Below are 13,165 nucleotides of genomic sequence, written 5' to 3' on the forward strand. Positions count from 1 at the left end.
GACAGGTTCGGCTGGACCCGGATTTCTCCGGACCCAGCCAAATTTTTAGGCACATCAGCGATGTACCCGTCGACGGGCTTAGGCCAGTTCGACCTCGGCGCCAGCTGCTTCCAGCTTGCCTTTGATCTCTTCGGCTTCGGCTTTGTCGACGCCTTCTTTGATCTTGCCACCAGCTTCAACCAGCTCTTTGGCTTCTTTCAGGCCCAGGCCTGTGATGCCGCGAACTTCTTTGATGACGTTGATTTTCGAAGCGCCGGCGTTCTTCAGAACGACGTCGAATTCGGTTTTCTCTTCCTCAGCTGCGCCACCGGCGTCGCCACCAGCTGCAACCATTACGGCGCCACCAGCTGCGGGCTCGATGCCGTATTCGTCTTTGAGGATGGTTTTCAGTTCTTGTGCTTCCAGCAGGGTCAGACCCACGATGCTTTCTGCGAGTGCTTTCAGATCAGCCATTTTATCAGCTCTTTCCGTTTACAGTGTGTGTTCCAACGTCAGGGCGTTTGCCCCACGCAGATCATTCAGTGCCAACCGCTTACGCAGCTTCCGCCTTCTCTTCGATGGTGGAAAGGATGCTTGCGATGTTGCTTGCAGGTGCGCCAATTGCACCGGCGATGTTCGAAGCAGGCGCGCCGATGCAGCCCACGATCGAAGCAATAAGCTCTTCACGCGACGGCATTTTCGACACGGCTGTTACACCAGCCCGGTCCAGAGCGTTCTCACCCATTGCACCGCCAAGGATTTCGAACTTTTGGTTCTCCTTGGCATAGTCCTCGGCCACTTTGGCAGCTGCCACAGGGTCTTCGGAATAGGTCAGAACGGTCATACCCGTCAGCAGGTCAGCGATGCTCTCGCATGGCTTTCCGTCGAGGGCGATTTTGGCAAGCCTGTTCTTGGCAACACGCACAGACCCACCCGCTTCGCGTGCACGCGCGCGCAGATCCTGCATCTCGGCAACTGTCAGACCGGCGTAGTGCGAAACCACTACGACGCCAGAGCTTTCGAAGATTTGGCCGAGTTCCTCGACCACTTTCTCTTTCTGGGCTCTATCCACAGTTCTCTCCAAGTTAGGGATGTCAGACATCCCGGCTCATATTTGCCGAAGGTAAACCCCGGCGTTCAGGTCCGTTGTTACGGGATTGGCCAAAATGCGCCCGAGGATCGAAGCCCTCAGAATTCTTTGGTCTTACCCGTCTCAGGCAGGAAATTAAGGGGTCCGAGGACACCACCCACCGTCTTGGACGAAACGAAAGAAAGCGCACGACGAATCGCACGCTTTATTCCGCAGGTCTACTTAGGGCAGATGGCAGTGGTTTCCAAGGGGTAAATCACTTCGAAACCTCAAAATACCAGGCGCTCACACCATTCCAACTTCCCGGATGCGGCTTCTTGCAATCCAGCATACACGATTGTGCAAAATTGTCAGATGACTTCTTTTGTTTTTTGGCCGAGTCTTGCAGCGCAAATGCGCCGCCCATTTTGAGGACCAAGGAATGTGCCGAATTGCCGCCTATTCAGGGCCAAGCATACCGCTGGAAAACATCATCATCAAACCCCGTCACTCGCTTTTGGAACAAAGTCAGCACGCCAATGAGGCCAAGCTGGCTGTGAACGGTGACGGATTTGGCATGGCTTGGTACGCGGATCAGGACAGGCCCGGCCTGTACCGCGATGTCCTGCCGGCATGGTCCGACGGCAATCTGAACGATCTGTGCCGGATGATCAAATCACCCTTGTTTCTGGCCCATGTCAGAGCTTCAACTTTCGGCGAAGTCTCACGCTCAAATTGCCATCCGTTTACCTTTGGAAAGTGGTCCTTTGTGCATAACGGCCAGATCGGCGAATTTGGTCGCCTGAGACGACAGTTGGAAACCACCTTGACCGATGAGCTTTACGCCGCGCGGCGGGGATCCACGGACTCTGAATTGCTTTTTCTATTGCTGCTTTCCAATGGTTTGGAAACGTCGGCCACCGAAGCAATACAAACAACATTGCAGCAAATCCTGACATTTGGACATGATCGAACAGAGCCGGACAGGATGGCAGTGGCCATATCTGATGGCTCAACCCTTTATGCGTTTCGCTATTCCACAGATCGGCGCAGCCCAAGTTTGTATTTCGGTGAAGGCTTGGACCATGGCGGCAAGGTGATTGCTTCTGAACCTCTGGACAAAGGAACCGGCACCTGGACACCGATAGCTGAAAGCAGCTTTTTCTCGCTATCGGAAAATGTGGCGCAACACGACACTTTGACCATTGAATAGAAAGAACGCCCAACCCACACGCCTGCGCCAAGGGCGGACCGCATCAAGCTTTGAAATGCAGATGCGCGGCGGGGTCAGCGACGGGTATTTCGTAGCGCAATGTGATTTTGCCCGCGGGCAAACCAACCGCGACAACAAAATCCCACCAGGACCCTTGCGCATCATCCCAAGACGCGGCGGGGCTGTTCTGGGGGATGTCGACCCTAAGCCTGATCTGACCGCTATCCAACGCCTCTGCCTGACCGCTCAACTTTAGGTCCGTCACCTTTTCATAGGACACGCCATCACTTTCTTCGACGCGCACGGTCTTCAGGTGCTCCAACCAGACCTCGACCCCTTCGGCACTCAGACCTTGCGCAATCTCCATCATCACCGAAAACTGCGCCCCGATCCAAGCCGGGCGCGTTTCAGACGTCAGAGTGACAAAGCGTTCCAAACGCCACACCTTCCAGGCAAGTGAGGTTTTGCGGGCCCAATAGACCGCTGCGGCAATGGGAACGATATTGAGCAATACCCAGTAGTTTCCCTCTGCCACCCCGGAACGCAGGGACACACTTCCAACCAGAGCGAACATCCCCAGGATCAGCATAAGCGCCACGCTTCCCCAGAACTCTGACCTGCTGCGAGACGTCATCTCGTCCGACCGCCAACGCTTGTCGCGCATCCAGGGTTTGTTCGGAAATTCGGTCTTGGATGCGCTGCGAAATCGAAATTCGGTGCGGTCCATCAGGCAAAGAAAAAGGATCACCGCAAATATCGTAAGAAACAACACTGCGAATGGGATGACCCACCAAGAAAACTCCTGATAAGCGATGGCCGCGACCATGACGGCCATCATGCTGACCGAAACAATTCCGATGGCCCCATTTGTCGTGACTCGCATTGAACAGCCTCCGATGACCCAGGCAGAGGGCACTACCCCGCTCGCGCGCGACGCTAGGCTGACTTTGGGACAAAGATATGGCAAGTCTCGGAATAATCGGCTTTGAACAAGTCCATTGGGAGGGGGCATTTCTATATGGCGCTCAACTGGGCGGGGCAAATTTTAGCCTTGCAGATGTCTACTGGGTCAATTTCAGCACAGCACACTTGGATGGGACCAACTTCGTTAACGCCGATATGCAGGGGGCAGACCTTTCAAATGCCTCATGTGTAGGAACCAATTTCCGAGACGCCAATTTGGGACGAGATAACCTTGGTGGAAGATCAAAACTTCAAGGTGCCAACCTGACTGCGGCCAAACTGGACGGCACGCAGCTTGATGGCTCTGAATATGATGCGCGGACCCTGTTTCCAGCAGGTTTCGACCCGGTCTCGTTTGGGATGGTGAAACGGGAAGATTGACTAAAACAAAAAAATCCCAGGCAGTTCGCACCACCCGGGATCTAACTTCATAGCGTGTCGCCTGGGCTTATTCGCCCGATGCAGCCGCTACGTCCAATGTCACGCCGGGGCCCATGGTCGAGCTCAGCGCGATTTTCTTCATGTAGGTGCCTTTGGCGCCCGAAGGCTTGGCTTTGGCAACGGCCGAGATGAAAGCACGGACGTTTTCGACGAGTTTGGCTTCGTCGAACGACGCTTTGCCAACACCGGCGTGCACAACGCCGCCTTTTTCCGCCTTGAACTGAACCTCACCGCCCTTGGCTGCTTCCACGGCCGCTTTCACGTCCATGGTCACGGTGCCGACTTTGGGGTTCGGCATCAGGTTGCGGGGGCCCAGAACTTTACCCAGACGACCGACGATGGGCATCATGTCCGGGGTGGCGATGCAGCGGTCGAATTCGATGGTGCCGCCCTGAATGGTTTCCATCAGGTCCTCTGCGCCAACGATATCTGCGCCCGCTTCTTTTGCTTCGTCAGCTTTGGGGCCGCGAGCAAAAACAGCAACGCGCATCGCTTTACCGGTGCCGTTCGGCAGGCCGACAACGCCACGTACCATCTGGTCTGCGTGACGGGTGTCGACGCCCAGGTTCAGAGCGATCTCGATGGTCTCGTCGAACTTCGAAGTGGCGTTGCCTTTGACCAGGGAAACAGCTTCTTCGACCGACAGGTTTTCCTTGCCGGCGACAGCTTCGCGCGCAGCGCGGGTACGTTTACCAAGTTTTGCCATCTTACTTCACCTCGATGCCCATAGAGCGGGCCGAGCCCAGGATGATCTGCATTGCGCCTTCGACGTCGTTGGCGTTCAGATCTTTCATTTTGGCTTCGGCGATTTCGCGAACCTGTTTGCTGGTCACGGTGGCCACGGTCTCACGACCGGGGTTCTCCGCGCCACGCGGACGGTTCCGCTTGCCAACCGGCTTCAGACCAGCCGCTTTTTTCAGGTAATAAGACGCGGGCGGCGTCTTGATGTCCATGGTGAAGGACTTGTCCTGATAATAGGTGATTACGGTCGGGCACGGAGCGCCGGGCTCCATGTCTGCGGTCTTGGCGTTGAACGCCTTGCAGAATTCCATGATGTTGATGCCGCGCTGACCCAGCGCCGGACCAACTGGCGGCGACGGGTTCGCCTGACCTGCAGGAACCTGCAGCTTCATTGTACCAGCAAGCTTCTTAGCCATTTGGTTTTCCTTTCAACTCGGACGAAACGCGTTTCGCCCAGATTATGTTGCGTGGTCCGGCCCAGGATCGCGATCCCGGCAACCTCCCACAAGAGAATCTCGCCCGAAGACGATAGAGGGTGCGTTTACAGAGGATTGGTGAGGTTGGCAAGTCGCCTGCCCTGCGACATCCGAACAGATCGAATCGAACTTCAGCGGATTCTTACCGGATGAAGGCAATGGGTCGCTTATGACATAACCGTGAAGTCCGCTAAGTGATTAATAAAGATAAGTTAACCCGCAGAAAACCCTGACCGCGAAGGAAACAGCCCATGCATCACCGAATTATGTATGCTTGTGTTATACTTCGGGAAAATTGGTATTTCAGTGGAGGTTAACTATGCTCATTCGTTTAATAACAACTCTAGGTGTCGCGCTATCGCTTGCCGTTACCGCGCCGCAGATCGCCCGGGCCGACGCCGGCGAAATTCTGGGAGGCGCGGTTGTTGGCGGGGTCATTGGCTATGCCATTGGCAAAGATCAGCAACGGAAAAAGCAGGCACAGACAACGCGGACCTATCGCTCTGGCATTCCTTCGACCACGCAGGGCGCTCAAACGCAGACCGCACTCAATTATTTTGGCTATAACGCCGGACGAGTCGATGGTCAGATCGGACGCGGAACCCGCGCCGCAATCGAACGCTATCAGGCGTCAATGGGCTATCCTATCAATGGCTACGACTTTCCGCCTTACCAATATGACCTCCTGCAGCAGGCCTACTATTGGGCGACAAGCGGTGGACAGGCGGCGACTCAACTTACCGGCCAACCGCTATTGCTGGAGTATCGCCGGCAGGTCCAAGCGGCAACTGCGCTGGCGGCCGCCCCGGTTGCACCGGCCCCAGTTGCTCCGGCACCCGTAACACCTGTTGTTACAACGCCCCAACCCGAAGCGGCTCCGGCGGCTGAATCGACGGAAACAGCATCAAGCACCCTGCCCAGCCTGTTTTCTGGCGGAACGGCACGTCCGTCTCTGGCCAATAGCTGCAGCGCGGTCATGCTGCAAACATCGTCCAACGGTGGCTACACAACACTGGCCAATATGTCCGATCCTGATTTCGCGCTTAGTGAACAGTTCTGTCTGGCCCGCAGCTACGCCATGGCGGGTGGTGAGGACCTGATTCAGGACATTCAGGGACTGACGCCGGATCAGATCAGCGCCCAGTGCGCCGCGTTTGGCGAATCCCTCGCCCCGCAGGTCGCTGCGCTGTCCCTCAGCTCGAAGGCAGACGCCGAGGCGCAGATGCGTCAGTTCGCGCTGGACTCCGGCCTGAGCCCCGACAACCTGGCGGCAACCAGCAAAGTATGCCTGGCGATGGGCTACCGGCAGGACAATATGGACGCGGCGGTTGGCTCTGCTCTGATGCTGGCGGCCATCGGCGAGCCCGCTTATGGAGAGTTGGTGGGCCATCACCTGAGAGAAGGCTTTGGCGTACAAGAGCGGCGCGATTTGGCGGTGCAGTGGTATGATGCCAGCCTGGCGGCACTCGACACCGGATCACAAGCGGTGTTCTTGCCGTCCCAGTCCGATCGGCCACAGCTCCTGCGCGCCGCGGTGACGCAGATCCAATAGCGCAGCGCACCGATCTGCGTTGACGTCAGAACGGTCGAACCCCGACGCCGCGGTGCCTGATGCATCGCGGCGTTTCAATTCTAGTGAAAAGGCCTTGCTGTCCCGCTTCGTCAACTCAGTTCACGCAACTTTCAACTGTCCGAACTTTTTGCAGCCGGTCTGATACCGCCGACTCTTCAATTGTCCCGACGCTGCTCGTGAAAATGCTATGTTGCCACCATCACATGAACCGGATCCAATAGAGAACAAGGTCGACGCTCTGATCGAATGGATGGTTGACGGGGCCCGCCCGGCGGCGAATGCGGTCGAAATAATCGAGGGTATCTGCACCCGTCTTCTCGATGCCGGAGTGGCAATTGACCGGTTTGGCTTGTTCATTTGGACGTTGCACCCCAATCTGACAGGGCGCCGATTCCTTTGGAAAGCAGGTGCCGGTGTCGACAGGTTTGACGCGCCGTCACAACTGTTTACCGAAGCAATCTACACTCAAAACCCCCTTCCTCATGTAATTGAGCGGCAACAATCCATCCGCCGTCATCTGGAAGACCCCAATTGCCCCGAGGATTACATCATCGTGGGCGAACTACGCGAACAAGGATTCACTGATTACCTGGCGCAGCCACTGATTTACATCAACGGCGATACCCATGTCTGCACTTGGTCCAGTGCTTCACCAGGTGGGTTTTCGGAACGGGATCTGGCGATCTTGAATCGAGTTCGCGGACCGCTTGCGCGATTGACCGAAACCTACATGCTGCGGCTCGACGCTACCTATCTGTTATCAACCTATGTAGGTCGCAACAGTGGAGCACAAATTCTCGACGGAAAGGTTCATCGCGGGGATGGCAGCAATATCGAAGCCGTCATCCTGTTTGCAGACCTCAAAGGGTTTACCCGCCTTTCGAACTCAATATCCGGCGACGCCTTGGTCAAACTTCTAAATGACACTTTTGATTGCCTTGTTCCTTCGGTCATGGATCAAGGAGGAGAAATTCTGAAATTCATGGGTGACGGTTTTTTCTCGATCTTCCCGACCCATGAGAACCTTCCGCCAAGAACCCAAATCCTGGCAGCCATTAAGGCCGTAAATGAAGGATTGAGTTTACTGGATGAAGCGGACTTCGAGCATAAGCTGGGTGTTCGGACCGCAATCCATCACGGTCGTTTCCATTACGGGAATATCGGAGGTGGTCACCGTCTGGATTTCACAGCCATTGGTCCCGATGTCAATTTGACGGCCAGACTGGTTTCGGCTGCCACCGAGCTGGATTGCGATCACGTCCTGTCCGAAACCGCTGCCGCGTTTCTGCCGAAACTCTGCAAACCCGTCGGGGTCGTGCCACTCAAGGGGTTTGGTCAAGACCAAACTGTCTGGGAAATGCCCGCGCTCCAAACGCCATAGAGGCGCCGCTAAAGCAACTCTTGGAGCGGTTTGAAAACCAATCAGCTCTGCTTGGTCACTTGCGTAAAGTCCAACTCGACCGGTGTCTCCCGACCGAAGATCGAAACCGACACTTTCAGCTTCTGCGCCTCATCGTCGACGCCTTCGACCATGCCGTCGAAATCTTCGAACGGGCCGTCGTTGACCTTGACCTTCTCGCCCACCTCGAAGGTGATCATCAGCTTGGGCGCTTCTTCACCTTCCTGAACGCGGTTGAGGATCTGGTTCACCTCGGCGTCGCGCATCGGCATCGGGCGGCCCTGCGGGCCCAGGAAGCCGGTTACGCGGTTGATCGAGTTGATCAGGTGATAGCCCTGATCAGACATCTCCATATGCACTAGCACGTAGCCGGGCATAAAGCGGCGTTCAGTGGTGACCTTCTTGCCCCGGCGCACTTCGATCACCTCTTCGGTGGGCACCAGAACTTCGTCAATGTCATCTTCAAGGCCCTGCTCGGCCACCGACGTGCGGATCTGCTCTGCGATCTTCTTTTCGAAATTCGAAAGAACGCTGACCGAGTACCACCGTTTCGCCATGAACCTGTCGTCCTTGTTTCTCGTCGGGGTGGCTGTGGGCACCCCTCGTTAATTCCTATTGCGTCACCCGGAATAAAAAGCGGCGCGCAACCTGATTCGCCGCACGCCCATTCCGAATAATCATGTCACCTACTCTGACATCGTGTTCTGTGCAAGGGGGCAGTGGCGTTTGCGCCTGCCCCGCCCGGCTTAACTGAACGCGCCCAGCACCAGTTGCAAGCCACCGCGAATGCCCAGATCAACCAGCGCAAAGAACACAGCGGTCAGCGCGGCCATGATGAACACCATCACCGTGGTCAACAGCACCTCGCGACGGGTCGGCCAGACGACTTTCGAGACTTCGGCACGGACTTGCTGGATGAACTGGATCGGGTTTGTGGTGGCCATGAGGCTTACATCTCTCTGCTAGCGGGTGTTTGGGACATAAACGGGCATTGCGGCAATTTCAAGGGCGCTTGGACTTGTCGGTCAAGGCTTGGGTTTGTCGTCCCATTCGTCGCTCAGGATACGCTGTGCGTCGCCGTCGGGGTCATCATATTGGTTCGACCGAACCGTATAAATGAACGCAACCAAACCAACACCACCCAAGAGCAGAGAAATCGGGATGAGATAGGCCAGAACTTCCATGAACTTACCTTAACCGCAATGCGTTCAGCGATACAGTGATGGATGAAGTCGACATGGCCAAGGCGGCGATAAGCGGCGTTGCCAGCCCGGCCACGGCCAAAGGCACGGCGATCACGTTATAGACCGTGGCAATACGGAAATTCTCACGAATTCGTTTTGTGGCTTTCACAGCAGTGTCGCAGGCTTCGGCGATGGGCGACAGGTCATTGCCCAACAGCACGATGTCCGAGGCCACCCGGGCCGCGTCCAGAGCCGAAGCAGGAGAGATCGACACATGCGCAGCCGTCAGCGCCGCCGTGTCGTTCAAGCCATCACCAACCATCAGAACCTTGCACCCCCGCGCGCCAAGCGCCTGCACTCGGGCAGCTTTGTCTTGCGGCAGGGCCTGAGCGGTCCAGTTTTCGATGCCCAGCCTTTCGGCCAAAGCACGGGCGGCCCCCTCGGTATCACCGGAAATCAGGATCACCTCTTTGCCAGCGGCGCGGAATCCCGCAACCGCCTCTACCGCACCGGGGCGCAGACTGTCGGTGAAGGTAAAACGCGTTGGCGCCTGTGATCCGATGGCTAACCAGGCTGCGGTCTGGTCGCCGTCAGCGCCACCCACCCATGCCGCGCGTCCCAACCGGACAGGTTGATCATGGTAGATGGCTTCAGTGCCGTATCCCGGCACTTCGGCCACATCCCGCAGAGAAGCCGGTTTAATCCCCGCCTCACGAGCCGCTTGCGCCAAAGCCACAGACAGTGGATGCGAAGAGGCCTCGGCCAAGGCCAGCGCGACCGCAAGATCCGCCCGGGTATGCTCACCCAGATTGGTCAACTCGGGTGTGCCCGATGTCAGGGTGCCGGTCTTGTCGAAAACAACCGTATCGACCTCGGCCAGACGTTCCAGCGCGGTGGCGTCTTTGATCAGCATCCCTGAGCGGAACAATCGCCCCGAGGCCGCCGTGGTCACCGCAGGCACTGCCAGCCCCAGCGCACAGGGGCAGGTGATGATCAACACTGCGGCCGCGATGTTCAGCGCGGTGCGTAGATCGCCTGAATAGAGATACCATCCGAGAAAGCTGAGCGCCGACAGGATGTGAACCCCCGGCGCGTAAAGCTTGGCCGCCTTGTCCGCCAAAGAGGTATAGCGGGACCGACCGGATTCAGCGATGGCAACCAAATCGGCCATCCGGTGCAGCGAGGTATCTTCGCCCACAGCCGTTGCCCGAATGGTCAACGGTCCGGTCAGATTGACCTCGCCGGCGCTGACGGCTAACCCTTGCTGGGCAAAAACGGGCAGTGTTTCACCGGTCAGCAACGATCGGTCAAGCTCGGACTGGCCCGACACGATGTCACCATCCACGGGCATCCGACCGCCGGGCCGCACAAGGATCAGATCACCTGCTTTCAGCTCGGATACCGCGACCTCTTTCTCGACACCATCCACGACGCGGATCGCGCGGGGCACTTCCAGCGCCGTCAGCTCCTCTGCGGCAGAACGGGCGACGGCGCGCGTGCGGTAGTCAAGATACCGCCCGGCCAGCAGAAAGAAGGTCAGGGTCAGGGCGGCGTCGAAATAGGCGTGTTCACCGCTGAGCGCGGTTTCCCACAGCGACGTGACCAGGGCCAGAAGGATCGCCAGCACAATCGGGACGTCCATGTTCAGACGTCTGACACGCAACGCGCTCCAGGCGTTGGCAAAGAAGGGCTGCGCCGAAAACGCAATCGCGGGCAAGGCGATGGCAGCCGAGATCCAGTGAAACATGTCGCGCGTTGCGTCGCTTGCGCCAGACCAGACCGACACCGACAGCAGCATCACGTTCATCGAGGCAAACCCGGCCACCGCAAGCCGCATCAGCAGATCACGGCCCGCTTTGTCGGATTGCGTGGCTGACAGCGCACCAGGGTCCAGCTCATGCGCCTCATACCCGGCCTGTTCCAGAACCGGGATCAGATCTGCCGCCCGGATGTCAGGGGCCGCTTTGATCATCGCGCGTTTCAGGGTCAGGTTTACACGCGCATCCTCGACCCCGGAATGGGCGTTCAAGGCGCGCTCGACTGCCGCGATACAGGCCGAGCAATGAATGCCCGGCAGAGACAGCGCGATCTGCACGTCCTCAGGGATCGGGCGCGCCGCGTCCACAGGGGTGGCGACGCAACCGGGGCACACCGCCGTGCCAGTGGTCATCTGCGCGCCCAACGCCTTAGCCCTTCACATACAGCGGAACGCGCTGCGCAAATTCGGACCCGTTCAGATCCTTGGCCACCAGACGAATGTTCCAATTGCCAGCACCCAGCGCCGCAGGGGCAGCATAGGCGATCCCGTCAAAACTGAACTCAGGCGTAAAGTCATCGCGAACATGAGTCGCGCGCCCAACAACGGCTTGCAGTTCGGCCACTTCGACCGGTGCACCCGTCTGATCGGTGATGCGCAGCACCAGCAACCCACCGGTCAGCTCGGCACCAACCGTCCACCCTAGGGCCTGTTGTTCTTGCAGCCGTTCGTTGAACTCCTGACTGGCAACATATGAATTCTTGACCTCAAGCCCAGGGAAGGTCTTGACCGCGTTATAGGCCAGCACAAGGTTCACTGTGATGATCACACCAAATGCGGCCACAAAGATCGCCAAGGCGTGTTTCCCTTTGAATTCGCGTTCCGCCATGATCAGTTCCCCCGACCGTTGAAGGTTGTGTCTTTGTAGGCGCGCGCACCGCTCTCCAGATCCTCGACCCAGATACGCAGCGATGTCACATCAGCCGCAGCCGGACCGGTATCCTGAGCGGCTACGATGTAGACACGAGTCAGTTGAGCGGTATCTGCTGCAACATCGACGGTATCACCTTCGATGCCTTCGATCTGCAATTGCAGCGACGGATCGCCTGCCAAAGTCAATCGGAACGGCCGCTCTTCACCGTGTTTGTTGCGCAGGCGCACGTCATAGGTGTTGCGGATCGAACCGTCAGACATCGTGACAAAGGTCGGGTTGCGCACCGGTGCCACCGTCAGATCGATCTCGGACCGAATGAAAAGCGCAAACAGCAACGCAAAGCCCACCAAAGACCAAAGTGCTGTGTACATGATCGTACGCGGGCGCAGGATATGCTTCCAGACGCTTTTAGGAGGCTGGCCACCGCGTTCGCGTGCCTCATCGCTCAGTGCCATGTAGTCTATCAAGCCGCGCGGCTTTCCGATCTTGGCCATCACGTCGTCGCAGGCGTCAATGCAAAGCGCACAGGTGATGCATTCCAGCTGCTGACCGTCGCGAATATCGATACCCACCGGGCAGACGTTCACACAGGCCATGCAATCGATGCAGTCGCCCAAATCGGTATCATTGGTCCGCTTGCCCTTGCCGCGCGGCTCACCCCGCCATTCGCGGTAGCCAACGACCAAAGTGTCTTCGTCCATCATCGCGGCCTGAATACGTGGCCAGGGGCAGGCATAGATACAAATCTGCTCGCGCGCGAAGCCACCGAAGAAAAACGTAGTCCCTGTCAGGATCAGCATGGTGGTATAGGCCACCGGATGCGCATTGCCGGTCACCAGATCACGCGCCAAGGTTGGTGCATCGGCAAAGTAAAACACCCAGGCCCCGCCGGTAGCCAGACCAATCAGGAACCACACGGTCCATTTCGTCAGCCGCAACCGGATTTTGCGCGCATCCAGCTTTTTCTGGTGATGCAGCCTGAGCCTTGCGTTGCGGTCTCCTTCGATCCAGCGCTCCACCAGAATGTATAGATCTGTCCATACGGTTTGCGGGCAGGCATATCCGCACCAGACACGACCCAAGGCGGATGTGAACAGAAACAGGCCAAGCCCCGCCATGATCAGCAGACCGGCGACAAAATAGAACTCATGCGGCCAGATCTCGATCCAGAAGAAATAAAACCGGCGGTTGGCCAGATCCAGCAACACTGCCTGATCAGGAAGGCTTGGGCCACGGTCCCATCTGATCCAAGGGGTGACGTAATAGATGCCCAACGTCACCGCCATGATGATCCATTTCAGATTGCGGAACGGGCCGGAGACGCGTCTGGGAAAAATGGGCTCCCTTGGGGCGTAGAGACTTGGGGCTGGATTGGAATCGCTCACAGACAGGCTCCGCAACTGGCATTTCTGAGTGTGCTTTCTTCCAGATCACAGG

At 57.5% G+C, this 13,165-nt stretch carries 15 protein-coding genes; 4 read left to right on the plus strand and 11 right to left on the minus strand.

The window, feature by feature from the left end; translation table 11 throughout:
• Positions 1–78: 78 nt before the first annotated feature.
• Positions 79–453: a 50S ribosomal protein L7/L12 gene (gene rplL, locus GOV38_RS20730; RefSeq protein WP_170385945.1), complete on the minus strand. Its 375-nt coding sequence runs from the start codon at positions 451–453 to the stop codon at positions 79–81.
• A gap of 79 nt (positions 454–532) precedes the next feature.
• Positions 533–1,051, minus strand: a complete 519-nt coding sequence (rplJ, locus tag GOV38_RS20735) for a 50S ribosomal protein L10 (RefSeq protein ID WP_171103652.1) — start codon at positions 1,049–1,051, stop codon at positions 533–535.
• Between the two features lie 439 nt (positions 1,052–1,490).
• On the opposite strand from rplJ, the gene GOV38_RS20740 reads away from it, so the two are divergent.
• The gene (locus tag GOV38_RS20740) at positions 1,491–2,261 is read left to right on the plus strand and encodes a class II glutamine amidotransferase (protein WP_171210202.1); all 771 of its coding nucleotides are present in this window, start codon (positions 1,491–1,493) and stop codon (positions 2,259–2,261) included.
• A gap of 43 nt (positions 2,262–2,304) precedes the next feature.
• On the opposite strand, the gene GOV38_RS20745 is transcribed toward GOV38_RS20740, so the two are convergent.
• The gene (locus tag GOV38_RS20745) at positions 2,305–3,144 is read right to left on the minus strand and encodes a hypothetical protein (RefSeq protein ID WP_171210201.1); all 840 of its coding nucleotides are present in this window, start codon (positions 3,142–3,144) and stop codon (positions 2,305–2,307) included.
• A 77-nt stretch (positions 3,145–3,221) separates the two neighbouring features.
• On the opposite strand from GOV38_RS20745, the gene GOV38_RS20750 reads away from it, so the two are divergent.
• Positions 3,222–3,605: a pentapeptide repeat-containing protein gene (locus GOV38_RS20750; protein ID WP_171210200.1), complete on the plus strand. Its 384-nt coding sequence runs from the start codon at positions 3,222–3,224 to the stop codon at positions 3,603–3,605.
• 67 nt (positions 3,606–3,672) lie between these two features.
• On the opposite strand, the gene rplA is transcribed toward GOV38_RS20750, so the two are convergent.
• Both rplA and rplK read right to left on the minus strand, forming a co-directional pair.
• Positions 3,673–4,371 (minus strand): 50S ribosomal protein L1, encoded by a 699-nt coding sequence (gene rplA / locus GOV38_RS20755; protein ID WP_170590383.1) that lies wholly within the window; start codon positions 4,369–4,371, stop codon positions 3,673–3,675.
• Between the two features lies 1 nt (position 4,372).
• Positions 4,373–4,822 (minus strand): 50S ribosomal protein L11, encoded by a 450-nt coding sequence (gene rplK / locus GOV38_RS20760; protein ID WP_010440985.1) that lies wholly within the window; start codon positions 4,820–4,822, stop codon positions 4,373–4,375.
• Between the two features lie 379 nt (positions 4,823–5,201).
• Between rplK and GOV38_RS20765 the strand changes: the two genes are divergently transcribed.
• The gene (locus GOV38_RS20765) at positions 5,202–6,434 is read left to right on the plus strand and encodes a peptidoglycan-binding domain-containing protein (RefSeq protein ID WP_171103661.1); all 1,233 of its coding nucleotides are present in this window, start codon (positions 5,202–5,204) and stop codon (positions 6,432–6,434) included.
• 208 nt (positions 6,435–6,642) lie between these two features.
• Positions 6,643–7,836, plus strand: coding sequence for an adenylate/guanylate cyclase domain-containing protein (locus GOV38_RS20770; RefSeq protein ID WP_171210199.1), 1,194 nt, complete (start codon positions 6,643–6,645; stop codon positions 7,834–7,836).
• Between the two features lie 41 nt (positions 7,837–7,877).
• Here the strand turns inward: GOV38_RS20770 and nusG are convergent, their stop codons facing one another.
• The 6 genes from nusG to ccoG all read right to left on the minus strand — a co-directional run bounded on the left by nusG (position 7,878) and on the right by ccoG (position 13,113).
• A complete protein-coding gene (gene nusG, locus GOV38_RS20775) occupies positions 7,878–8,411 on the minus strand; it encodes a transcription termination/antitermination protein NusG (protein WP_170533167.1) in 534 nt (177 codons plus the stop codon).
• Between the two features lie 189 nt (positions 8,412–8,600).
• Entirely contained in the window at positions 8,601–8,798 is a 198-nt protein-coding gene (gene secE / locus GOV38_RS20780; protein ID WP_170460241.1) for a preprotein translocase subunit SecE, read from the minus strand.
• An 81-nt stretch (positions 8,799–8,879) separates the two neighbouring features.
• Positions 8,880–9,038 carry a cbb3-type cytochrome oxidase assembly protein CcoS gene (gene ccoS, locus GOV38_RS20785; RefSeq protein ID WP_171103665.1) on the minus strand — a complete coding sequence of 53 codons (159 nt, stop codon included), beginning with the start codon at positions 9,036–9,038 and terminating at the stop codon, positions 8,880–8,882.
• Positions 9,039–9,042: 4 nt separating this feature from the next.
• The gene (locus tag GOV38_RS20790) at positions 9,043–11,208 is read right to left on the minus strand and encodes a heavy metal translocating P-type ATPase (protein WP_171210198.1); all 2,166 of its coding nucleotides are present in this window, start codon (positions 11,206–11,208) and stop codon (positions 9,043–9,045) included.
• Positions 11,209–11,224: 16 nt separating this feature from the next.
• Entirely contained in the window at positions 11,225–11,683 is a 459-nt protein-coding gene (locus GOV38_RS20795; RefSeq protein ID WP_171210197.1) for a FixH family protein, read from the minus strand.
• A 2-nt stretch (positions 11,684–11,685) separates the two neighbouring features.
• On the minus strand, positions 11,686–13,113 hold the full coding sequence (gene ccoG / locus GOV38_RS20800; protein ID WP_171210196.1) for a cytochrome c oxidase accessory protein CcoG: 1,428 nt from the start codon (positions 13,111–13,113) through the stop codon (positions 11,686–11,688).
• Positions 13,114–13,165: the final 52 nt, after the last annotated feature.

This window comes from Ruegeria sp. HKCCA5839 (assembly GCF_013035585.1).
Classification (GTDB): Bacteria; Pseudomonadota; Alphaproteobacteria; order Rhodobacterales; family Rhodobacteraceae; genus Ruegeria.

Bases quoted from the DNA above. Each gene is read 5' to 3' on its own strand.
- rplK (WP_010440985.1), bottom strand. From the start codon at position 4,822: ATGGCTAAGAAGCTTGCTGGTACAATGAAGCTGCAGGTTCCTGCAGGT.
- nusG (WP_170533167.1), bottom strand. From the start codon at position 8,411: ATGGCGAAACGGTGGTACTCGGTCAGCGTTCTTTCGAATTTCGAAAAG.
- GOV38_RS20790 (WP_171210198.1), bottom strand. From the start codon at position 11,208: ATGACCACTGGCACGGCGGTGTGCCCCGGTTGCGTCGCCACCCCTGTG.
- ccoS (WP_171103665.1), bottom strand. From the start codon at position 9,038: ATGGAAGTTCTGGCCTATCTCATCCCGATTTCTCTGCTCTTGGGTGGT.
- rplA (WP_170590383.1), bottom strand. From the start codon at position 4,371: ATGGCAAAACTTGGTAAACGTACCCGCGCTGCGCGCGAAGCTGTCGCC.
- secE (WP_170460241.1), bottom strand. From the start codon at position 8,798: ATGGCCACCACAAACCCGATCCAGTTCATCCAGCAAGTCCGTGCCGAA.
- rplL (WP_170385945.1), bottom strand. From the start codon at position 453: ATGGCTGATCTGAAAGCACTCGCAGAAAGCATCGTGGGTCTGACCCTG.
- GOV38_RS20795 (WP_171210197.1), bottom strand. From the start codon at position 11,683: ATGGCGGAACGCGAATTCAAAGGGAAACACGCCTTGGCGATCTTTGTG.
- GOV38_RS20770 (WP_171210199.1), top strand. From the start codon at position 6,643: ATGTTGCCACCATCACATGAACCGGATCCAATAGAGAACAAGGTCGAC.
- GOV38_RS20740 (WP_171210202.1), top strand. From the start codon at position 1,491: ATGTGCCGAATTGCCGCCTATTCAGGGCCAAGCATACCGCTGGAAAAC.
- GOV38_RS20750 (WP_171210200.1), top strand. From the start codon at position 3,222: ATGGCAAGTCTCGGAATAATCGGCTTTGAACAAGTCCATTGGGAGGGG.
- GOV38_RS20745 (WP_171210201.1), bottom strand. From the start codon at position 3,144: ATGCGAGTCACGACAAATGGGGCCATCGGAATTGTTTCGGTCAGCATG.
- GOV38_RS20765 (WP_171103661.1), top strand. From the start codon at position 5,202: ATGCTCATTCGTTTAATAACAACTCTAGGTGTCGCGCTATCGCTTGCC.